Annotated in this window: 16 protein-coding genes and 1 riboswitch; of the genes, 9 read left to right on the top strand and 7 right to left on the bottom strand. The window is 69.0% G+C overall.

Annotated elements, in window-relative coordinates; translation table 11 throughout:
- Position 1: 1 nt before the first annotated feature.
- Both MAY35_RS19705 and MAY35_RS19700 read right to left on the bottom strand, forming a co-directional pair.
- On the bottom strand, positions 2-721 hold the full coding sequence (locus MAY35_RS19705) for a hypothetical protein (RefSeq protein ID WP_238423037.1): 720 nt from the start codon (positions 719-721) through the stop codon (positions 2-4).
- Between the two features lie 167 nt (positions 722-888).
- Positions 889-1,506, bottom strand: a complete 618-nt coding sequence (locus MAY35_RS19700) for an NTP transferase domain-containing protein (RefSeq protein ID WP_238422978.1) — start codon at positions 1,504-1,506, stop codon at positions 889-891.
- 52 nt (positions 1,507-1,558) lie between these two features.
- Between MAY35_RS19700 and uraD the strand changes: the two genes are divergently transcribed.
- Positions 1,559-2,062, top strand: a complete 504-nt coding sequence (uraD, locus tag MAY35_RS19695; protein ID WP_238422977.1) for a 2-oxo-4-hydroxy-4-carboxy-5-ureidoimidazoline decarboxylase — start codon at positions 1,559-1,561, stop codon at positions 2,060-2,062.
- Positions 2,059-2,385, top strand: a complete 327-nt coding sequence (gene uraH, locus MAY35_RS19690; RefSeq protein ID WP_238422976.1) for a hydroxyisourate hydrolase — start codon at positions 2,059-2,061, stop codon at positions 2,383-2,385. The genes uraD and uraH overlap by 4 nt, the downstream gene beginning before the upstream one ends.
- A 35-nt stretch (positions 2,386-2,420) precedes the next feature.
- Here the strand turns inward: uraH and MAY35_RS19685 are convergent, their stop codons facing one another.
- Positions 2,421-5,810: a pyruvate carboxylase gene (locus tag MAY35_RS19685; RefSeq protein ID WP_238422975.1), complete on the bottom strand. Its 3,390-nt coding sequence runs from the start codon at positions 5,808-5,810 to the stop codon at positions 2,421-2,423.
- A gap of 519 nt (positions 5,811-6,329) precedes the next feature.
- On the opposite strand from MAY35_RS19685, the gene MAY35_RS19680 reads away from it, so the two are divergent.
- From MAY35_RS19680 to MAY35_RS19655, 6 genes are all read left to right on the top strand, one after another.
- Positions 6,330-7,106, top strand: coding sequence for an SGNH/GDSL hydrolase family protein (locus MAY35_RS19680; RefSeq protein WP_238423036.1), 777 nt, complete (start codon positions 6,330-6,332; stop codon positions 7,104-7,106).
- 113 nt (positions 7,107-7,219) lie between these two features.
- Positions 7,220-8,716, top strand: a complete 1,497-nt coding sequence (locus MAY35_RS19675) for an MFS transporter (protein ID WP_238422974.1) — start codon at positions 7,220-7,222, stop codon at positions 8,714-8,716.
- A gap of 254 nt (positions 8,717-8,970) precedes the next feature.
- On the top strand, positions 8,971-9,813 hold the full coding sequence (locus tag MAY35_RS19670) for a xanthine dehydrogenase family protein subunit M (RefSeq protein WP_238423035.1): 843 nt from the start codon (positions 8,971-8,973) through the stop codon (positions 9,811-9,813).
- Positions 9,810-12,608, top strand: a complete 2,799-nt coding sequence (locus MAY35_RS19665) for a molybdopterin cofactor-binding domain-containing protein (protein ID WP_238422973.1) — start codon at positions 9,810-9,812, stop codon at positions 12,606-12,608. The genes MAY35_RS19670 and MAY35_RS19665 overlap by 4 nt, the downstream gene beginning before the upstream one ends.
- A 152-nt stretch (positions 12,609-12,760) precedes the next feature.
- Positions 12,761-13,189, top strand: a complete 429-nt coding sequence (locus MAY35_RS19660; protein WP_238422972.1) for a hypothetical protein — start codon at positions 12,761-12,763, stop codon at positions 13,187-13,189.
- Positions 13,190-13,217: 28 nt separating this feature from the next.
- Positions 13,218-14,741: a hypothetical protein gene (locus MAY35_RS19655; RefSeq protein WP_238422971.1), complete on the top strand. Its 1,524-nt coding sequence runs from the start codon at positions 13,218-13,220 to the stop codon at positions 14,739-14,741.
- A 4-nt stretch (positions 14,742-14,745) separates the two neighbouring features.
- Here the strand turns inward: MAY35_RS19655 and MAY35_RS19650 are convergent, their stop codons facing one another.
- From MAY35_RS19650 to MAY35_RS19635, 4 genes are all read right to left on the bottom strand, one after another.
- On the bottom strand, positions 14,746-15,972 hold the full coding sequence (locus MAY35_RS19650; protein WP_238422970.1) for an acyl-CoA dehydrogenase family protein: 1,227 nt from the start codon (positions 15,970-15,972) through the stop codon (positions 14,746-14,748).
- Positions 15,973-16,085: 113 nt separating this feature from the next.
- Positions 16,086-16,580 (bottom strand): histidine phosphatase family protein, encoded by a 495-nt coding sequence (locus tag MAY35_RS19645; RefSeq protein ID WP_238422969.1) that lies wholly within the window; start codon positions 16,578-16,580, stop codon positions 16,086-16,088.
- Between the two features lie 21 nt (positions 16,581-16,601).
- Entirely contained in the window at positions 16,602-17,426 is an 825-nt protein-coding gene (locus MAY35_RS19640; RefSeq protein WP_238422968.1) for a CbtA family protein, read from the bottom strand.
- Between the two features lie 41 nt (positions 17,427-17,467).
- The gene (locus MAY35_RS19635; RefSeq protein WP_238422967.1) at positions 17,468-17,704 is read right to left on the bottom strand and encodes a CbtB-domain containing protein; all 237 of its coding nucleotides are present in this window, start codon (positions 17,702-17,704) and stop codon (positions 17,468-17,470) included.
- Positions 17,705-17,764: 60 nt separating this feature from the next.
- A riboswitch (cobalamin riboswitch) is annotated at positions 17,765-17,856 on the bottom strand.
- A gap of 61 nt (positions 17,857-17,917) precedes the next feature.
- On the opposite strand from MAY35_RS19635, the gene MAY35_RS19630 reads away from it, so the two are divergent.
- Positions 17,918-21,800 (top strand): ATP-dependent helicase (locus tag MAY35_RS19630; protein ID WP_238422966.1); only part of this gene is annotated, 3,883 nt, incomplete at its 3' end.

Raw genomic sequence — 21,800 nt, 5'->3', positions numbered from 1 at the left:
CTCACCCCGCGCCCGGGTAGGCGGTCCACCCGGGAACCGGCGGCATCGTGGGCCACGGATCGTCGGCCGATGTCGGCAGCCAGTGCGGCATGTCCACGGGTGTCGTTGCGGCGCAGGCATTCTGGTCCGGGGTGGGCGTCGGATACAGCGCCGCGAAGTCGTACCGCGACGCGTACCACCCGCCGAAGACATCGGCGCCGGGAAGTCGTTCGCTGCCGCTGGGTGCACGTGCGGGCTCGGTCCCGACGCGCCGGACGTCGATCTCGACCGGTCGCGGTGTGTCGAACCCGACGGTCCAGCGATCGTTCTGAAGCACCGATCGGAAACCGTGCCGGCACAACACGATCCGTACCGAACCCGCACCGTCGACGCGACGGAGGCCGCGGTAGAAGGCGGTCCCCGCCTCCCGGTGGATCGAGACATCGGTGGGATACGCGACGACCATCTGGCCGATGTTCGACGGTGCGGCGTCGACGAAACCCGGGTAGCCCCAGTCCGCCGACCGCCCGGCATTGGCCAGCTCGAAGGATTCGACGAACGCGCGGACGAACGTACCCTCCGCCGACGTCGGGTCCAGGCTGGCGGTCGCCGTCCACCGGAACGTCGTGTCGAACCCGGGTGGGGTGTGCGCGTCGGCGGCGGGCTCCCGGACGGGGCCGTCTGGGGCCGGGGCACCTCCGCATGCGGCGAGTCCCGCGGTGATGAGCAGCGCGGCGAGCATCGCGGAGAGGCGTCGACGTCGTCCAAGCGCCACGGTGATCACCCGCTTCGGGAGTGCTGTCCGTTACCCGGCTATGTGTGCACCCTAGACATGGACGAATGTCCCACGTGCGATCACCGTGCACCGGAAAGGCGACGAGAAGGTCTCGAATCGGCTACGCCCGACGTTCAGTCGGGGGTCGGCCTCTCGTGGGTGTCGTCGTCGATGTCGTCGTCGATGTTGTTATCGATGTCATGGCCAGAGGCAAGGTCCCCGCACTCGATCACGGCCACGTTCCGGTCGCGCAGATAGATCTGCGCACCGCGGTCTCCCGTGAGTACGTCGAGCGCGGGATCGAGATGATCGGCACCGAGGTAGACCGGATGGCCGGGCCGCCCGTCGAAGACCGCGCGTGCCAACCCATCTCGCCTGCACTGCCCGGCCGCGACGACCCGGGCCACCACGTCGGCGCCGACACCCGGTGTGTCGACGACGTGCAGGACGACCCCGGCGACGTCCGGATGCTCCCGCGCCTCCCGCAGCGCCTCCGCCACCGTGGTACCGACTCCGTCGGCCCACCGGTCGACGATCAGCGCACGGGCCCCGGCCGGCGGGTCGACCACCGCAGCCCCCATGGCCACCACGACGTCGTCGCATCCGCCGTCCCGCAGCGACACGACCGCGTGCTCGAGCCACTCTCCCCCGTGCGCCAGGATCTTCGGCATGCCGTAGCGCGTCCCCGCTCCCGCCGCGAGCACCACACCGAGTATCCGGTCGGCACGTGTGGTCTCGGTGGGCTCGCTCATCGCTCCATCTTCCCCGCGACGCACCGAGCTCGCTCCTCCTAGGCTGGACGGCATGCGGCTCGATGAGATGGACGACGATGCGGCCCGGTCGGCACTGCGCTCCGTGTGCGCGTCGTCGGCCTGGGTCGACCGCATGGCCGGCGCGCGTCCGTTCGCCGATGTCGCCGCAGTGCTCGACCTCGCCGATCGCGCGCTGGACGAGCTCTCCGAGTCCGACATCGACGAAGCGCTCGCCGGGCATCCGCGGATCGGTGACCGGCCGGACAACGCTTCCTCGGCGCGGGAACAGTCCGGGGTGGCGGTCTCCGCGCCATCGGTGCTCGGCGAACTCCGGCAGCGCAACGCGTCCTACGAGGAGCGGTTCGGGCACGTGTATCTGGTCTTCGCGAACGGCCGGCCCGCCGACGAACTGCTCGCGATCCTCGAGAGTCGGATGACCAACGACGCTGCCACCGAACGCCGCATCCTGCGCGGCGAACTCGCGCAGATCAACCGCGCCCGACTGCTCCGTATGCTGTCGGCCGAGAGCACCGCCGATGAAAGGGTTTCGGAATGACCGGACTGTCCACCCACGTCCTCGACGCCACGTCGGGTTCGCCCGCCGTCGGCATCGAGGTGTCGCTACAGGACGCGTCGGGAACGCACCTGGCCACCGGTACCACCGATTCCGACGGACGCATCGCGGCGGTGAACACCGAGGCCCTCGTCCCCGGGATCTATCACCTCGTCTTCGACACCGGGAACTGGTTCGCCGACAACGACATCAAGGGTTTCTATCCCGAAATAGACGTCTGTTTCGAGATCGACGACGCCGAACGCCACCACCACGTGCCGATCCTGTTGAGCCCCTTCGCCTACTCCACGTATCGCGGGAGCTGATCGGCGGCGGGGGCTCTTCCCCCGCCGCCGGGTGCTCAGCGAATCTCGATCAGCAGATCGCCCGGCGACACCTGGGTGACCTGGCCGATCGCCAGGCGGGCGACCTTGCCCGCCACCGGCGCGGTGATCGCGGCCTCCATCTTCATCGCCTCGATGGTGCCGATGGTCGCGCCGACGGCGACCTCGTCGCCGACGTCGACCGACAGCGAGACCACACCCGCGAACGGCGCACCCACGTGATGCGGGTTCGACCGGTCGGCCTTCTCAGCCGCCGCGACCGCCGAATCGACGGCATGGTCGCGCACGGCGATGGGCCGCAGTTGCCCGTTCAGGACGCACATCACCGTGCGCATACCCTGGTCGTCCGGTTCGCTGATCGCCTCGAGTCCGATGAGCAATTCGACGCCGGGCTCGAGTTCGACCCGATGCTCCTCGCCATACCGCAGCCCGTAGAAGAACTGGTTGGCCGACAACCGCGAGGTGTCCCCGTAGGTCTCGTAGTGCTCCTCGAACTCCTTGGCGGGACCGGGGAACAGCAGGTGGTTGAGGCGGACCTGACGATCGCGACCCGGCTTGTCCAGGATCGCCTCGTCATCGGCGGAGAGTGCCACGACCTCCGGTGCGGGCGCACGCCCCTCGAGCGCGAGAGTGCGCAGGGGTTCCGGCCATCCGCCGGGCGGGTCGCCGAGTTCGCCTCGCAGGAAACCGATCACCGAGTCCGGGATGTCGTAGGACGCCGGGTCGGCCGCGAAGTCCGACGCGGTGATCCCGCGCCCGACCAATGCGAGCGCCAGGTCACCGACGACCTTCGACGAGGGCGTCACCTTCACCAGACGACCCAGCATCGAGTCGGCGGCCGCATAGGCCTGCTCCACCGCCTCGAAACGATTGCCGAGGCCGAGGGAGATGGCCTGCTGACGCAGGTTCGACAGCTGCCCGCCCGGGATCTCGTGCGAGTACACCCGACCGGTCGGTGCGGGAAGACCGGACTCGAACGGCGAGTACACCTTTCGCAGCGCTTCCCAGTACGGCTCGAGGTCGCACACCCGCGCGAGATCGATCCCGCTGTCGCGCTCGGTGTGTGCGGTCGCGGCGACGATCGCCGACAGGGCGGGCTGGCTCGTGGTGCCCGCGAGCGCGGCACTCGCACCGTCGACCGCATCCGCCCCGGCCTGCCATGCGGCCATGTATGTCGCGAGCTGGCCGCCCGGGGTGTCGTGGGTGTGCACGTGGATCGGCAGGTCGAACTCGCGGCGCAGGGCCGAGACCAGCGTCGTGGCCGCAGGGGCCCGCAGCAGGCCGGCCATGTCCTTGATGGCGATGACATGCGCGCCGGCGGACACGATCTGCTCGGCCAGGCGCAGGTAGTAGTCGAGGGTGTAGAGGTCCTCGGCCGGGTTCGACAGGTCACCGGTGTAACTCATGGCCACCTCGGCCACCGCCGTGCCGGTCTCGCGCACCGCGTCGATCGCCGGGCGCATCGCCTCGATGTTGTTGAGCGCATCGAAGATACGGAAGATGTCGATGCCCACGTCGGTCGCCTCGGACACGAAGGCGGTCGTCACCTTGGTCGGATACGGGGTGTAACCCACCGTGTTGGCGCCCCGCAACAGCATCTGCAGACAGATGTTGGGGATCGCTTCGCGCAGCTGGGCCAGTCGATCCCAGGGGTCTTCCTTCAGAAAGCGCAGTGCCACATCGTAGGTCGCGCCGCCCCAGCATTCGACGGAGAGCAGCTCGGGGGTCAGCGCGGCGACGTAGGGTGCGACGTTGAGCAACCCGTTGGTGCGCACACGTGTCGCGAGCAACGACTGGTGTGCATCGCGGAAGGTGGTGTCGGTGATGCCCAGCCGCGGGTTCTCCCGCAGGTCGCGTGCGAACCCTTCCGGGCCGAGCTCGAGCAGACGCTGCCGTGAACCGTTCGGCGGTGCCGCGAGGACCGCGCGTTCGACGGTGGGCAGCTTGTCGCGCGGGTACACCGTCGTCGGCCGCTCACCGTGCGGCTTGTTGACCGTGACATCGGCGAGGAAGGACAGGATGCGCGTGCCGCGGTCGGCAGACGAACGCGACGTCAGCAGCTCCGGCCGCTCGTCGATGAACGACGTCGTGACGCGTCCCGCGCGGAAGTCGGGATCGTCGAGGACCGCCTGCAGGAACGGGATGTTCGTCGCGACGCCGCGGATGCGGAACTCGGCGACGGCGCGCCGCGCGCGACGCATCGCGGTCGGGAAATCTCTTCCGCGGCAGGTGAGTTTGACCAGCATCGAGTCGAAGTGGCCGCTGACCTCGGCGCCCAGGGTGGCGCCGCCGTCCAGCCGCACACCCGCGCCGCCCGGGCTGCGGTACGCGGTGATGCGCCCGACGTCGGGCCGGAACCCGTTCGCCGGGTCCTCGGTGGTGATGCGGCACTGCAGGGCGGCTCCACGGATGCGGATCACGTCCTGACTCAGGCCGAGATCGTCGAGCGACTCACCCGAGGCGATCCGCAGCTGCGCGCTCACCAGGTCGACGTCGGTGATCTCCTCGGTGACGGTGTGTTCGACCTGGATGCGCGGATTCATCTCGATGAAGACGTGCCGGCCCTGCTCGTCGAGGAGGAACTCGACGGTGCCCGCACAGGAGTAACCGATGTGGCGGGCGAAGGCGACGGCATCGGCGCAGATCTTCTCGCGCAACTCGTCGGAGAGATTCGGGGCGGGAGCCAGCTCGATGACCTTCTGGTGCCGACGCTGGAGGCTGCAGTCGCGCTCGTAGAGATGGATGACGTTGCCGTGGGTGTCGGCGAGAATCTGAACCTCGATGTGGCGCGGGTTGACCACGGCCTGCTCGAGGAACACCGTCGCGTCGCCGAACGCGGCCTCGGCCTCGCGGGAAGCCGCAGCGATCGCCTCGGCGAGGTCGGCACGGTCGTCGACGCGGCGCATACCCCGTCCACCTCCACCGGCGACGGCCTTCACGAACACCGGGAACTGCATGTCCTCGGCGGCGGCGAGCAGCTCGTCGAGGTCCGACGACGGTTCCGAGCTGGCGAGGACCGGGATCCCGGCCGCCTTCGCCGCGGCCACCGCGGTCGCCTTGTTGCCCGTCATCTCCAGGATGTCGGCGCTGGGACCCACGAAGGTGATCCCGGCCTCCGCGCACGCCGCGGCCAGACCCTGGTTCTCGGAGAGGAACCCGTAGCCGGGGTAGATCGCGTCGGCGCCGCAACGGACGGCCGCACTGACGACCTCGTCCACGGACAGGTAGGCCCGAACCGGATGTCCCGGCACACCGATCTGGTAGGACTCGTCGGCCTTGAGCCGATGCACCGAATTGCGGTCCTCGTAGGGGAAGATCGCAACCGTCCGCGCGCCGAGCTCATAGGCGGCACGGAACGCGCGGATGGCGATCTCCCCGCGGTTGGCGACCAGAACCTTGTCGAACATCGTGGTGTTCTCTTTCTCTCACGCCTGCGCCGGTCCGGCGCGTGCTCAGCGATTCGCACAATCGCGGTGGAGATCGCGCGAACAAACCCCCGACGGACACGGTTCGACGCAGGAGCCCCGACGACGCCGACCCGTTCTCCACGGGCAGTTCACGTCGTGATCCTACTCACCGAGACCGGCCGACCGGCCACCCCCTCACACTGTCTCCGGCACCTTCGGAAAGGGCACGCGCCACCGCATTCCGAGTCGTCCGAGACGTTCCGTCGCAGGGGTGCGGCGATCCCTCCGAAGGGACCGAAACCAATTGCCGCGCAATGTACGTGGCACTCATTGCGGCAGTGTTGACAGGAACTCTCCAGGGCCGTTCGACAATGAGAGATCCGCCGACTCGACTATTCGGGAATACCGATCGACCGCTCCCTCGGAATGCCGACCGATCGTTCCGTCCCGGGCACGCTTTGGCCGGGACCGGCAGACGGGATTAGCGTCATGCCGACCACTCGACAGGAAGGCGCGCTCGTGGGCTTCACCCGCTACGTCGCATTGGGCGATTCGTTCACCGAGGGCGTCGGCGATCCGGATCCGACCCGACCCAACGGTGTCCGCGGATGGGCCGACCGCGTCGCCGAACAGCTCGCCGCGACAGGGGACGGCGCGGACTTCACCTACGCGAACCTCGCGATCCGCGGCCGGTTGCTCGACGAGGTGATCGCCGAACAGCTCGAGCCGGCGGTCGCACTGAACCCGGGCCTCGTCACGGTCTACGCCGGCGGCAACGACCTGATGCGTCCCGGGCTGGACATCGACGCGCTGATGGAACGGTACGACGCCGCCCTGGGCCGGCTGGCCGCGACGGGGGCGACGGTCGTGGTGTTCACCGCCTACGACACCGGGTGGGCACCCGTGTTCCGAATGCTGCGCGGGCGGATCGCGATCTACAACGAACTCGTCCGCGCGGTGGCCGAGCGCCACGGCGCTCTGATCTGTGACTTCTGGCGCATGACCGGATACGACGACTACCGCATGTGGGACACCGACCGATTGCACATGTCGCCGCTGGGGCACACGCGCATGGCCGCGCACGTCCTCGACCTCCTGGGTGTCGAGCACGGGATCACCCCGCAGGACCTGGCCGAGGCCGCCGTGGCGACACGGCGTGAACGGCGCAGGCAGGACTCCGAGTGGGCCCGGACGTTCCTCGGCCCGTGGCTGATGCGGCGCATCCGCGGCGTGTCGTCGGGCGACGGGCTCACGCCCCGGTGGCCGGAACCGATCGGGGCGGCCGACCTGCGGTAGCGCGCGGGGGTGGGCGGCCTCCGGGTGCGAACGTTCTCGCCGACGGCTCCCGCGATACCCTGATCGTTCGGAGGTGTTAATCGAATGACGATCGCGACCAGCCGGATGTCGGCGTGACGAGCCGGACGGACGTCGACGGTACGACGGACAACACTCCCGATCTCCCGCCCCCGGATTCCGCCGGCGAGAAGCCGCACCCGCGCCTCGCGGTGGTCATCCTCTGCCTGGCGGGGATCGTCGTGGCGCTGATGCAGACCATCATCGTGCCCCTGATCCCCCAGCTGCCCGCACTTCTGCACGCGGACGCCTCGGACACCACCTGGGCCATCACCATCACCTTGCTCCTCGGCGCGGTCGCGACGCCCATCGGCGGACGAATCGGCGACATGTACGGCAAACGCCTCGCGATCCTCGTCAGCCTCGGCTTCGTCGCGATCGGATCGGTCGCCTGCGCCGTCGCCACCTCCCTGCCGTTGTTCATCATCGGACGCGGCCTGCAAGGACTGGGTTTCGGCATCGTGGCACTGGGCATCAGCGTCATGCGCGACATCGTGCCGCCCCGGCACCTCGGGTCGTCGGTGGGCACGATGAGCGCGTCGCTCGGCATCGGCGGCGCACTGGGACTCCCGGTCGCCGCACTCATCGCCCAACACCTCAGCTGGCACGCGCTGTTCTGGTCGTGTGCCGCTGCCGCGACCCTTGCCGCGGTCGGCGTCGCGCTGACCGTGCGCTCCACCGCCAAACCGTCGGGCGGGCGCTTCGACGCGCTCGGCGCCATCGGGCTGACCATCGTCCTCGTCTGCCTCCTGCTGCCGTTGTCGAAGGGCGCCGAGTGGGGCTGGTCGAATCCCCTCACCCTCGGCATGTTCGCCGGATTCGTGGTCTTCCTCGCGCTGTGGGTCCTCGCCGAACTCCGCCGCGCGGATCCGCTGATCGATCTGCGAATCCTCGGCAGGCGTCCGCTGTTGCTGACCAACCTGGCCTCGATCGCCACCGGGTTCGCGTTCTACGCCATGCAGCTCATCCCGATCCAGCTCCTGATGGCGCCGACCGGCAGTCAGGACGGCTTCGGCTACGACATGGTGCACGCCAGTCTCATACTCGCGCCGAGCGGACTGGTGATGTTCACGTTCTCGCACATCAGCGGGCGCATCAACGCCGTCTTCGGTGCACGCATCTCACTCGCCGTCGGTGCGGTGATCATCGGAGCGGGCTACATCGTGTTCATCGTGGGTATCACCGGGCCCTGGGACCTCACCTGGATTCACATGCTGGTCATCGCCTGCTGCATCGGTGCGGGCCTCGGTATCGCCTACTCCGCCATGCCCGCGCTGATCATGCAATCGGTGAGTGTCGAGCAGACCGGCGAATCCAACGGCGTGAACGCTCTCATGCGGATCATCGGGACGTCGACGGCGGCTGCCGCGGTCGGCATGCTGCTCACCTGGTCGATGGTCGCGGTCACCACCTCCGACGGAGCGGTCGTGGAGGTCCCTGCCACCGACGGGTATCTGTGGGCCTCGGGCATCGCGCTCGTCATGTGCGTGGTCGCAGCCGTGGTGTCCCTCGCGATACCTTCGCACGGGCGGAGCACCGAAACCCCGGTGTGACAGGGCACCTCGCCCGGGCGGCGCGTCGGCCGCGGTCGAGATGCGGACCACCGCCGATGAAAGTAACGTGACGCCGTGCCGCCACCGACGCCCGGATTCGTGACCCGCATACCGCGACGACGGGACGCAATCGGCTCGATCCTGCACGGCGACGCCACCTGCCTCGTACGGTGGAGCACACTCGCCCCAGACCTCCCACAGCCGCTCACCGCCGTCGCCTCCGCGCACCGACGCCTTCTCGACAGGGCACGATGATGGACCTCACCGCCGTCTCCCACTATCGCTTCGCCCGATCACGCGACGAGGTGTTCCCCGCACCGGGCGAGCAACTCGTCGCGGGCGGGACCTGGGTGTTCTCGGAACCGCAGCCGGCGACGACGGGCCTCGTCGACCTCAGCGAGATGGGTTGGGCGCCCGTCGAAGACCTCCCCGACGGCGGTCTCCGGATCGCCGCGACCTGCACCATCGCCCACCTGGTCGCACTCGGCCCCCGGCCCGGATTCCACGCACAGCCACTGTTCGCGCAGTGCGCCCATGCGCTCCTGGCATCGTTCAAGATCTGGAACATGGCGACCGTGGGCGGCAACATCTGCCGCTCGTTCGCCGCGGCGTCCATGGTCTCCCTGGCGACCGCACTCGACGCGACCGCCCACATCTGGAGTCCCGACGACACCGACCGGGACCTACCCGTCGCCGAACTCGTCATCGGGAACGGCATCAACATCCTGGGTCCCGGAGAAGTGCTGCGCGCCATCGATTTTCCCGGCCACGCCCTGCGAGCGCGCACCGGGTTCCGCAAGATCGCGCTCGCCGAGCTCGGCCGCTCGGGCGCCGTGGTGACCGGACGTGTCGACGAAGACGGTTCCACCGTCTTCGCCATCACCGCCGCCACCGAATGGCCGACGGTGTTGAGATACCCGGCTCTACCGGCCCGCGAGGCGCTGCACGACGACATCACCGCGGCCAGTGGCTATTACACCGACCCGCTCGGGTCGGCCGACTGGCGGCGCGGGGTGTCGGCGGTCCTCGCCGAGGAGATCCGGATCGAGCTGTCGGGGTGGACGGGAGTCGACATGGGAGACAGGGCCGGCGCATGAGGTTCGAGGTCAACGGCGACGAGGTGGACGCCGAACCCGCTGCCGGACAGTGCCTTCGGATGCTGCTGCGCCAGCATGCCCACTTCGAGGTGAAGAAGGGGTGCGACGCCGGCGACTGCGGCGCCTGCTCGGTGCTCGTCGACGGCGAACCCGTGCATTCGTGCATCTACCCGGCGCAGCGGGTCGCGGGTCGATCGGTGACGACCGTCGCCGGGCTCGGCACACCCGACGACCTGCACCCCGTGCAGCAGTCGTTCGTCGACAACTTCGGGTTCCAGTGCGGCTTCTGCACCGCGGGCATGATCGTGACCGCGTCGACCGTCACCGCCGACCACCTCGACGACCTGCCCCGGCGGATGAAGGGAAACCTGTGCCGGTGCACGGGATATCGCGCCATACGCGACGCGATCACCTCGGCCGCAGGCACAGCGGCCGCAGGCACAGCGGGCGCAGGCACAGCGGGGGCGCCACCGGCCCCGGTCGCCACCGTGGCACCGCGGGCACTGGTCGGCACGTCGGTGAACCCGCTCGCGGCCCGTCGCGTCGTGACCGGTTCCGAGCCATACACTTTCGACGTCCCCACCCCCGGAACGCTGTCGATCCACGTGCTCGGCTCGCCGCACGCGCACGCCCGGATCACCGCGATCGACACCACCGCGGCGAGCGCGCTGCCCGGCGTCGAGCTGATCCTCACCCACGAGAACGTCTCGACGCAGAGGTTTTCGACAGGTCGCCACGAGAGCCGGCTCGAGGATCCCGACGACACACTCATCTTCGACCCGGTGGTCCGCTTCGCCGGGCAGCGGGTCGCCGCCGTTGTCGCCACCTCACCGGCAGTGGCCGACCAGGCGCTCGCGCTCGTCGAGGTCACCTACGAGGCGCTGCCCGCGGTGTTCGACCCGGAAGCCGCCCGCAGCCCCGGTGCCCCCGTGATCCACCCCGATCGCACCCCGGACGACCGAGTGGCCGAGGCGGCGCGCAACGTCGTCGTCACCTTCCACGAGGGATTCGGCGGCGACGCCGACGCCGCCCTGGCCGCGTCCGCGGAAACGGTGCACGGCACCTGGAACAGCAACCGGGTGTCACATGCCCAGCTGGAGACCCACGGTTCGATCGGCTGGATGGACGAGCAGGGGCGCCTCGTCATCCGGACCAGCACGCAGGTCCCGTTCCTGGTACGCAACGAGCTCGCGTTGCTCTTCGACCTGCCGCCCGAACGCGTTCGGGTCTTCAGCGCCCGCGTGGGCGGCGGGTTCGGCGGAAAGCAGGAGATGCTCACCGAAGATCTCGTCGCACTCGCCGTGCTGCGTACCGGGCAGCCGTGCGCGTACGAGATGACCCGGACCGAAGAACTGACCCGGACCACATACCGTCATCCGATGCGCGTCACCGTCGACGCCGGCGCGGACGCCGACGGCCGGCTCACCGCGCTACGGGTGGACCTGCTGTCCGACACCGGCGCCTATGGCAATCACGCGATCGGCGTCATGTTCCATGCCTGCGCGGAATCGGTCTCGGTGTACAACTGCCCGGTCAAACGGCTCGACGCCGAGGTCGTGTACACCAACAACCCGCCGTCGGGCGCGTTCCGTGGATACGGACTCGGCCAGGTGGTGTTCGCGGTGGAGAGCGCGATGGACGAGCTCGCGCTCCGGCTCGGCATCGACCCGTTCGAATTCCGCCGGCGCAACGCCGTCGCCGACGGCGATCCTCTGCTCATCGCACGGGCCGAACCCGAGGTCGATCTGGTCTACGGCAGCTATGGTCTCGATCAGTGCCTCGACCTGGCCGAGCAGGCACTCCGCCGGGGCAACGGGGTCACGGCCCCGCCGGGCGACCGCTGGCGGGTCGGCGAGGGAATGTCCATCGCCGCCATCGCCACCATGGCGCCCCGTGGACATCTGTCGAATGTCACCGTCGCGGTCGATGCCGCCGGCACCTACCACGTCGGGGTCGGCACGGCCGAGTTCGGGAACGGCACCACGACGGTCCACGCCCAGATCGTCGCCACCGCCTTGTCCACCGACATCGAACGGGTCTCCCTGTGGCACGGCGACACCGACGCCGCGTCGCACGACACCGGCGCGTTCGCCTCGGCGGGCACCACCGTGGCGGGCAAGGCCGTCCACGGCGCATGCCTCGCACTCCGGGACGCCCTCACCGCCGCCGCGGGTCGGCTCACCGGAACACCCGCCGACCAGATCTCGCTCGGACCCGATGGTGCGGTCACGACCGCCGGCGTTGTCGGCTTCGGCGACCTCATCGGTTCGGTCGACACCCGTCACCGCGTCGATCACCCGGCCGGTCCACGCGCCGTCGCGGCCGGCGAAGAACGCGGCGAGATGCGGTCGATCGCATTCAACGTGCAGGCGTTCCGCGTGGCCGTCGACACCGAGACCGGCACCGTGGCCATTCTCCAGTCGGTGCATGCGGCCGACGCGGGCACCGTCATGAACCCGGAGCAGTGCCGCGGACAGGTGGAAGGCGGTGTCGCGCAAGGAATCGGCACCGCCCTCTATGAAGAGGTCATGATCGACGACCGCGGCGTGCCGGTGACGAACGTGTTCCGTACCTACCGCGTCCCGCAGATGGCCGACATCCCCGTCACCGAGGTCTACTTCGCCGACACCGCCGACGAGCTCGGCCCGTTCGGCGCCAAGTCGATGAGCGAGTCGCCCTACAACCCGGTGGCACCGGCTATGGCCAATGCCATCCGGCGGGCCATCGGCGAACGTCCCTGCGAGACACCGATGTCCCGCGACCGGGTCTGGCGGCTCTGCCGCGCGCCACGCTGACCGCATGCATCAACGATGCGAATCGTCTTGCGCCGCTCGACGGTGGTCACGGGTGTGGTCAAATCCGGGCCCCGTTCTGCAACAAGCCTTGCGACCAGGTGTGACGTAGCGCACACTTTCTCTGTCAGAACTGTCCAGCGAAGGGCTTCGTCATGACTCACACCGCTCCGGCCGACCAGGGACATCCCACACCCGCGCGACAAGGTTTCGCTGCGGGGACATCGATAGCCGCCGCGATCATCCTCACCGTGGTGGGGGTCGTCCAACTCGCCCAGGGGATCGCGGCTGTCGCCGAGGACGAGGTGTTCGTCCGCGGCCTCGAATACGTCTACAAACTCGACTTCTCCACGTGGGGCTGGATTCACATCGTCCTGGGCATCGTCATGGTGATCGTGGGCATCGCGTTGATGAACGGCGCCACCTGGGCACGATTCACCGCCATCGCGATCGCCGGGCTGTCCATCATCGCGAACTTCCTGTGGCTGCCCTATTACCCGTGGTGGTCCGTCCTGATCATCGCCCTCGACATCGTGGTCATCTGGGCCGTGTCGACCTGGCAGCCCAAGGCCGACCACCGCTGAACCGCCGACGCCCGGCCATGGTGTCGACATGTCCAACGAAGACAGCAGCGCGCAAGGGTTTCCGCCCGGCGCCGCCCTCTCCGATGCGGAACGAAACGAGCTCGATCATCTGAGAGCCGAGGTGGCGCGGCTGCGCTCAGAGGGCTCCCCATCGGTGGCGGCGGCCGCCGGCGCGGCCCCCCACCACCGTTGGCGTTGGTTCGCCGTCGGACTCCTCTGCGTGCTCGTGGCGCTGCTCGCCATCAGCTCGGTGACATCGCGGTTCGTTCGTGGCGAGATCCTCGACACCGACCGCTATGTCAGTACGGTCGCGCCGCTCGCAGGCGATCCGGCTGTCCAAGAAGCGATCTCGGCGGTGATCACCGACGAGATCTTCGCCCGCATCGATGTCGAAGGCCTGACCGCCACCGCGCTCGCCGCACTGACAGACGCGGTGCCCGCAACCGCAGACGCCCCACGCGTCGACCAGGCAGTCGACGGCCTCGCGCCGGTGCTGGCCGGTCAGGCCCGCAACTTCGTCGGGCAGACCGTGTCGACGTTCGTCGCGTCCGATCAGTTCGAAACCCTGTGGCTCCAGGCGAATCGAGCGGCACACCGCGCACTGGTCGCCGTCGCGACCGGTGACGCCGGGCCGTCGTCGGTCACCGTCGACGACACCGGAACGGTCGCCATCTCGTTGGGGACCGTGATCGACAACGTCAAGGATCGGCTGCTGGCACAGGGTTTCACCTTTGCCGAGCGGATTCCGGCGGTCGACAAGCAGTTCGTGCTGTTTCGCTCGCCCGAACTCGTCCGGGCCCAGCAGGCCGTCTCGACACTCGACACCGCGGCCGATGTTCTTCCGTGGCTGACCATCGCGCTGGCCCTCGCCGCCGTCGCCATCGCACCGCGGGGAAGGCGCCTCCGGGCCCTGTCGCTCGCCGGGCTCTCTCTCGTGCTGGGCATGCTGATACTGGCGATCGCGCTCGTGATCGGGCGAGCGCTCTACCTCGACGCAGTACCCGCCGACGTCCTCGCCCCGGACGCCGCAGCAGCCCTCATCGACACCGTCCTCGATCCCCTGCGTCTGGCGTTGCGAGCGGTGGCCGTTCTGGGGCTCGTCGTCGCACTGGCCGCCTACCTCACCGGCGGTTCGGCGTCGGCCCTCGCAGTCCGCAGCGGCGTCACCCAGGGACTCGACGCCTTCCAGCGCACGCGGCGTACGCGCCCACCACATGCGTTCGAGGAGAGCCTTTTCCGTGCTCGGGTCGCACTGCGGAGCGGTGTCGTGGGCGTTGCCGCACTACTCCTCGTCTTCTGGAGCTACCCGACCGGACTCGTCGTTCTCCTCGTCGCATCCATCGGCCTGCTGGCCCTGCTGGCACTGGAAGTCGTGATCCGTCCGGCACGCGCGTGGGCCGAGGACCACACGCCCCCGACCGGCCGGCACGATGCGCTCGGTGCCGGTCCACCCGTCGAGGCCGATCCACCCGTTGAGGCCGAGACACCCACTGTCGCCGCGTCGCCCGGAGCCGAGGCCGGCGATACACCGGCCCCGGCGGTGACCCGGTAATCGCTCAGCCGCGGAGCAAACCCTTGGCGACGTGCGTCACCTGGATCTCGTTGCTGCCCGCATAGATCATCAGCGACTTGGCATCGCGCGCAAGCTGTTCCACGCGATACTCGGCCATGTAGCCGTTGCCGCCGAACAGCTGCACCGCCTCCATGGCGACGTCGGTGGCCGCCTTCGACGAGTAGAGCTTCATCGCCGACGCCTCGGACAGGCTGAGCGGCTTTCCGGCCTTACCGCGCTCGATGGCGCTGAAGAGCATGTTCTGCACGTTGATCCGCGCGATCTCCATCTCGGCCAGCTTGAGCTGGATGAGCTGGAACTGGGCGATCTCCTGGCCCCACAGCTTGCGGTTCTTCGCATAGTCGAGCGACAGTCGCTGCGCCTCGTTGATGATTCCCAGCGACAGGGCGGCGATGCCGACGCGTTCCGCGGTGAAGCCCGCCTTCGCGCCCTCGGACCCGCGCGAATCGGTGCCGGTGTCCTCGGTCTCGCCCAAGAGGCGGTCCTTGCCCACCCGCACGTTGTCGAAGAACAGCTCGCCGGTGGGCGAACTCATCATGCCCATCTTCTTGAACGGCTTGCCCTGGGTCAGCCCGGGCATGCCCTTGTCCAGCACGAACGACAGCACCTTGCGGTCGCGCATCGGGACGCCACTGCCGTCGTCGAGCTTGGCGAACACGACGATGGTGTCCGCGTAGGGGCCGTTGGTGATGAAGGTCTTCTGCCCGTTGAGGATGTAGTCGTCACCGTCACGACGAACCGTGGTCTTCATGCCGCCGAGCGCATCCGACCCGGAGTCGGGTTCGGTGATCGCCCAGGCGCCGACCTTCTCCATGGTCACCAGCTCGGGCAGCCAGCGCTTCTTCTGCGCCAGCGTGCCCTTGCCGCGGATGGTCGAGGCGGTCAGCCCCATGCTCACACCCAGCGACGCGACGAGGCCCAGACAGACACCCGCGAGCTCGATGTTGACCATCATGAACATCGAGCCGCCCATGCCGCCGCCGTCACCGGAGGACTTCTTCTTCTCCCCCTTGGCTTCTGCCTCGAGTTCTTTCTCGAGCGCATCCTTGGCCATGGCATCGACACCGAAGCTCGACAACAGCTTGCGGGTGATGTCGTACGGCGGCAGGACCCCGGACTCAAGTTCGTCGAGATGTGGCCGGATCTCCTTGTCGATGAACGCCCGCAAGGCGTCCCGAACCATCAGATCTTCATCGGACCACTCGAACATCGTCACACTCCCAGACCGGTGTCCGCCCGGGGGCGAACATGTTTCAGTTTCGTCGTCCCCAACTGTGTCAGGAGTCACTGCCGATGTCTAGGTACGCCGTCGCGAATCTGTTCCTATCCGGTGTTTGCACAGGTGTAGATGGTCGCGGGGCGGACCTCGTGGGCGAAGAACCGCTCTGCGTCCGGGCACAGAAGGGCTTGGGCAACCGGCATCGCCACCACCACACAACGGTCGGAGAGCCCGGAGTGCCCCACGCGCCAGGCGTGGACTCGGCCGACGAAATCCGCGAGGCTCTCGCCCCCGTGTGGCCGGGCACCGGGATCGGCGAACCACGCGCCGAGCTCGACGGGATCGATCTCCTCCGGGGTGCGGCCTGCCCACGCTCCGACGTCCAGCGTCCGCAGGGTGTCGTCGACGAGGGCGTCGGAGGCACCCAGGAGTTCGGCGGTCTCCCGGGTCGCGATCTCTGGACCGCAACAGTGGACCGGGCGCGTGGACGCCGCGGCCAGGCGGAGCACGTCCCGACGGCCACGCTCGTCCAGAACCGGATCACCGCCGAATCGCACGGACCTGTTGGGGCCCGTGCGACCGGCGGTGATGATGTGCATGCGCGAGACGATCGCCGCAGCCTACGAGGCGACCGCCGGGGCACGGTCGGCGGTACGCGAGCGCGCCATCGCCCCCAGCAGCAGGGCGAACACCACGGTGAGAACCGTCCACAGGATCACCTGGTTGGCGATGGCGTAGACCCGGAAGTCACCGATCACGTCACCGGGGAAGCCCGGGAACACGATCTGACCGGCGTCGTTGCGAACCGGCTCGGGAACCTCGGCGAAGGACGGCAGGAACGCGAGCACGATCGCGACGCCGGCCAGGTAGGCGGCGACAGCGGCGACGGCCGAGACGAACCCACCGATCCGCGGACGCAGCCACAACGCCAGGACCACGGCCGCGATGGCCAGGATCACCGACGCCACACTGATGGTGAGGAAGGCCCCGGTCCTCTCGCCGATGGTGTCGTCGTCGCCGACGGCGGGCGGATTCGCCGGGTAGGCGAAGAACGGTACGGCGAACACGGCGACGAAACCGATCGCGCCGAGCACACCCGCCACCGCACGCGGGTCGGTCGCCGGATGGCGACTGCCGAGGTAACTCCAGAGCACCGTGAACGCCACCGCGAAGAACGCTCCCATGCACACCGCGAACACGACGTTGCCGACACCGGCGCCGAGGTTCTCCTGCATGGCACGCGTGAACAGCTCGCCGCCCTCACCGTGGGAGTGGCCACCCGGTTCGGCGGCGTGGGCCAGCGCCTCCTCGGCCTCCGATCGGGCGCCTTCGTAGTCGATGGCCTTGGCGACGACCGGTTCGAGGTAGAACCGTGCGAACACGAACGAGACGATTCCGGCGATCAGACCTGCGAGCAGGCCGGCGCCGATGAATTTCTTCTCCATATGTAATTGGCTTCCTGTGGGATACGGCCGGTGAGGCCGGCTCAGTGGCAGGGGAAGCCGAGGAAGTGGCGTGCGTCGTGCACGAACTCGTGCACATGGGTGTCGGAGCCGAAGACGGACACGACGCCCTGGTCGTACCCGAGGAAGTAGTAGGCAAGACCCGCCAGGAGCACGGTCAGGCTGAGCCAGAGGGCTGCGCTCGCGACCGACAGGTTCGGTACGGGCAGAGCACGGGCCGGGGCGGCCTGTACCGCTGCAATGGTGCGGGGAGCTGTCATGGTGGGGTCCTTTCGCCGATCTCGCGTCGGAGAGTCCGTGGAACTGGTGCACGCCGGCACGGCATCCTGACTCACGTCTCCCCGTCATCGTTCGCGTCGATGTGGGCAGCGTTCACAGTGGCGCGACCGTTCCGGACTCTCACCGGATTCCCCGTACTGGCGTGGGATGACTGTATACCCCGTTCTGTCGTACGCGTGAGACATAGTGGAGAGATGCCTCGCGCTACGGTGCTCGACCGCTTCACCGCCCCCACCCGACGGTGGTTCTCCGGCGCCTTCACCTCTCCCACCGCCGCGCAGAAGGGCGCGTGGACCTCGATCGCCGACGGCTCGAACACACTGGTCATCGCTCCCACCGGGTCGGGCAAGACCCTCGCGGCGTTCCTGTGGGCCCTCGACCGCCTCGCCGCCGACCCGGACTCGCGGCCCGCGGGCACCAAGGTCCTCTACATCTCGCCGCTCAAAGCTCTGGCCGTCGACGTCGAACGCAACCTGCGGGCCCCGCTGACCGGGATCACGCGGGCGGCTCAGGAGCTCAACCTCCCCGAACCGAACATCACCGTCGGCGTCCGGTCCGGTGACACCTCCGCCGCGGACCGCCGTGCACTGGTCAAGACACCGCCCGACATCCTGATCACGACGCCGGAGTCCCTGTATCTGATGCTCACGTCGGCCGCGCGGGAGAGCCTCACCGGCGTCCAGGCCGTCATCGTCGACGAGGTGCACGCGGTCGCCGCCACCAAGCGCGGTACGCACCTCGCGTTGACCCTCGAACGACTCGACGAGCTGCTCGAGAAGCCCGCGCAGCGGATCGGACTGTCGGCGACCGTCCGCCCGCCGGACGTCGTCGCGACCTTCCTGTCGGGTGCGGCGCCGTGCCAAGTGGTCAAACCCAAGGCCGACAAGACCTTCGACCTGCGCGTCGATGTTCCGGTCGAGGACATGGCCAACATCCCGCCGCCGGTGTCCGACGCCGACCCCGCCGCACTCGACGACGCGTTCTCCCCGACCGCCGGATCGCTGTGGCCCTACGTCGAGGCCTCGATCGTCGATCAGATCGAGGCCAACCGCGCGACGATCGTGTTCGCCAACTCACGACGCCTGGCCGAGAAGCTCACCGCCCGACTCAACGAGATCCACGCCGAACGCCACGGCGATCCGGCCGAGCCGGCTGCCAATCCATCGGTCGCGGGCGGCGCCCCGGCGTTCGTGATGGGCAGCGGCGCCAGTTCCGGCGCCGAACCCGTACTCGCCCGCGCGCATCACGGTTCGGTCAGCAAGGAGCAGCGCGCCCAGATCGAGGACGACCTGAAGGCCGGGCGCCTGTCGTGCGTCGTCGCGACCAGCTCGCTCGAACTCGGCATCGACATGGGCGCGGTCGACCTCGTGATCCAGGTGGAGTCCCCGCCGTCGGTGGCCAGCGGGCTGCAGCGCATCGGGCGCGCGGGCCACCAGGTCGGCGAGATCAGCCAGGGCATCCTGTACCCGAAGCACCGCACCGATCTCCTGCACTGCACCGTGACGGTGAGCCGCATGCTCGACGGGGCGATCGAGGAGATCAAGGTTCCCCAGAACCCCCTCGACATCCTCGCCCAGCAGACCATCGCGGCCGCCGCGGTCGACGATCTCGAGGTCGACCACTGGTACGAGGTGGTCCGGCGGGCGGCGCCCTATCGCGAACTGGGGCGGGGCGTGTTCGACGCGACCCTCGACCTGATCGCGGGTCGTTTCCCATCGGACGAGTTCGCGGAGCTGCGCCCGCGGGTGAACTGGGATCGCGACGCCGGGGTGATCACCGGCCGGCGCGGTGCACAGCGGCTCGCGGTCACCTCCGGCGGTTCCATCCCCGACCGCGGCCTCTTCGGTGTGTTCATGGTCGGCGAGAAGGCAACACGCGTCGGCGAACTCGACGAGGAGATGGTCTACGAGTCGCGTGTCGGCGACGTCTTCGCACTCGGCGCGACCAGCTGGCGGATCGAGGACATCACCCACGACCGAGTCCTGGTCTCCCCTGCGTTCGGTCAGCCGGGCCGGCTGCCGTTCTGGATCGGCGACGCCATCGGACGCCCCGCCGAGCTCGGCGCCGCGATCGGCGCGTTCACCGGGGCGATCGCCGACCCCGGCAAGCTCGACGACCATGCCGAACGCCTCGGCCTCACCGACAACGCCCGAACCAACCTCGAGACCCTCATCGCCGAGCAGCGCGAGTCGACCGGACACCTCCCCACCGACCGCACCCTCGTCGTGGAACGGTTCCGCGATGAACTCGGCGACTGGCGGGTGATCCTGCACTCGCCCTACGGGCTCCGCGTACACGCCCCGTGGGCGAGTGCGATCTCTCAGCAGCTGCTCGCGACCCTGGGCATCGAAGGCGCGACGACCGCCTCCGACGACGGGATCATCATCCGCCTACCCGACACCGACGACGCCCCGCCCGGCGCGGAGAAGTTCCTCCTCGACCCCGAAGAGGTGGAGCAGCTCGTCACCGACGGACTCGCCGATTCGTCGATGTTCGCCTCACGGTTCCGCGAATGCGCCGCTCGCGCACTGTTGTTGCCGCGACGCGACCCCGGACGGCGCGCGCCACTGTGGCAGCAGCGCCAGCGCAGCGCCCAACTGCTGTCCGTTGCCTCCAAGTTCCCCGACTTCCCGATCGTGCTCGAAGCGGTCCGCGAATGTCTGCAGGACGTCTACGACCTTCCCGCCCTGCTCGATCTCCTCACGCGCATCCGCACGCGCCGTATCCGGGTCGTGGAGACCGAGACCCAGACGCCCTCCCCGTTCGCCGCCTCACTGCTCTTCGGGTACGTGGGCGCGTTCATGTACGCCGACGACGCGCCGCTCGCCGAACGTCGCGCCGCCGCGCTGTCGCTCGACACCAGCCTCCTCGCCCAGTTGCTCGGCCGAGTCGACCTCCGCGAACTGCTCGACCCGGGAGTCATCGCCGACGTCATCGCCCGTCTGCAACGTCTCGCTCCGGAACGTCAGGCGCGCGACGCCGAAGACGTGGTCGACCTGCTGCGCTGGCTGGGACCACTCACCACCGAGGAGGTCGAGGCCCGATACCGCGGGGAGGACCCGGCGTCCGATGTCCTCGCCGACCTCCACCGTAGCGGCCAGATCATCTCCGTCAACCACAACCGACGCGCGCTGTGGGCGTCGATCGACGACACCGCACGGTTGCGGGATGCACTGGGAGTGCCTGCACCGCTCGGCATTCCGGCGGTCTACCTCGAACCGGTCCCCGATCCGGTCGGCGATCTCATCGCCCGATATGCCCGCACCCACGGGCCTTTCACCGTGGCCGATGCCGCGGCCGCCATCGGCATCGCGACCGCGGTCGTCCGGGACACACTCAACCGGCTCGCCACCGAGAGACGGGTCGTCGAAGGCGACTTTCTCCCGGAGGACGGTCCCGCCGATCCCGCGGCCGGCGCCGCACCACGAACCAGCCAGTGGTGTCACGCCGACGTGCTGGGCCAGATCCGGCGCGGGTCACTCGCCGCGAGCCGGGCCGAGGTCGCGCCGGTGGGCACCGAGGTGCTGACCCGGTTCCTCACCGACTGGCAGCACGCGTCCCCCACCACCCAGCTGCGAGGTGTCGACGGTGTGGTCACGGTCATCGACCAGTTGGCCGGTTTCCCGCTGCCGGCCTCGGCGTGGGAGTCGCTGGTCCTGCCCGCACGCGTATCGGACTACACGCCGGCGATGCTCGACGAACTGCTGAGCGCCGGCGAGGTCATCTGGTCCGGGCACGGACGCATCGGGAATGCCGACGGCTGGATCGCGTTGCATCCCGCCGATGTCGCTGCGCTCACCCTGCCCGCCGCCGACGAGATCGACACCACGCCGATCCACGAGGCCGTCGTCGCCGCCCTCGAACCCGGTGGCGCGCTCCGCTTTCCACAGATCGCCGCGGACATCAGCACCGGGACCACCACCCCGGCCGCCGATGTCGAGACCGCGTTGTGGGATCTGGTGTGGTCCGGCCAGATCAGCAACGACACGTTCGCTCCCGTCCGCGCACTGATGCAGCCCCGCCGCAGCCCCTCCACCCCCCGGTCGGCACCGGCCCACCGGGCCCGGGGACGCGCAC

This window comes from Gordonia sp. 'Campus' (genome assembly GCF_022206305.1).
Taxonomy (GTDB): domain Bacteria; phylum Actinomycetota; class Actinomycetes; order Mycobacteriales; family Mycobacteriaceae; genus Gordonia.
Note: the sequence above shows the minus strand (reverse complement) of the source record. Positions and strands in the feature narration are given on the sequence as shown.

Excerpts from the sequence above, each read along its gene's own strand:
- MAY35_RS19655 (WP_238422971.1), top strand. The coding sequence starts at position 13,218 with ATGTCCAACGAAGACAGCAGCGCGCAAGGGTTTCCGCCCGGCGCCGCC.
- MAY35_RS19685 (WP_238422975.1), bottom strand. The coding sequence starts at position 5,810 with ATGTTCGACAAGGTTCTGGTCGCCAACCGCGGGGAGATCGCCATCCGC.
- MAY35_RS19700 (WP_238422978.1), bottom strand. The coding sequence starts at position 1,506 with ATGAGCGAGCCCACCGAGACCACACGTGCCGACCGGATACTCGGTGTG.
- MAY35_RS19670 (WP_238423035.1), top strand. The coding sequence starts at position 8,971 with ATGGACCTCACCGCCGTCTCCCACTATCGCTTCGCCCGATCACGCGAC.
- uraD (WP_238422977.1), top strand. The coding sequence starts at position 1,559 with ATGCGGCTCGATGAGATGGACGACGATGCGGCCCGGTCGGCACTGCGC.
- MAY35_RS19645 (WP_238422969.1), bottom strand. The coding sequence starts at position 16,580 with ATGCACATCATCACCGCCGGTCGCACGGGCCCCAACAGGTCCGTGCGA.
- uraH (WP_238422976.1), top strand. The coding sequence starts at position 2,059 with ATGACCGGACTGTCCACCCACGTCCTCGACGCCACGTCGGGTTCGCCC.
- MAY35_RS19660 (WP_238422972.1), top strand. The coding sequence starts at position 12,761 with ATGACTCACACCGCTCCGGCCGACCAGGGACATCCCACACCCGCGCGA.
- MAY35_RS19665 (WP_238422973.1), top strand. The coding sequence starts at position 9,810 with ATGAGGTTCGAGGTCAACGGCGACGAGGTGGACGCCGAACCCGCTGCC.
- MAY35_RS19650 (WP_238422970.1), bottom strand. The coding sequence starts at position 15,972 with ATGTTCGAGTGGTCCGATGAAGATCTGATGGTTCGGGACGCCTTGCGG.
- MAY35_RS19635 (WP_238422967.1), bottom strand. The coding sequence starts at position 17,704 with ATGACAGCTCCCCGCACCATTGCAGCGGTACAGGCCGCCCCGGCCCGT.
- MAY35_RS19705 (WP_238423037.1), bottom strand. The coding sequence starts at position 721 with ATGCTCGCCGCGCTGCTCATCACCGCGGGACTCGCCGCATGCGGAGGT.
- MAY35_RS19640 (WP_238422968.1), bottom strand. The coding sequence starts at position 17,426 with ATGGAGAAGAAATTCATCGGCGCCGGCCTGCTCGCAGGTCTGATCGCC.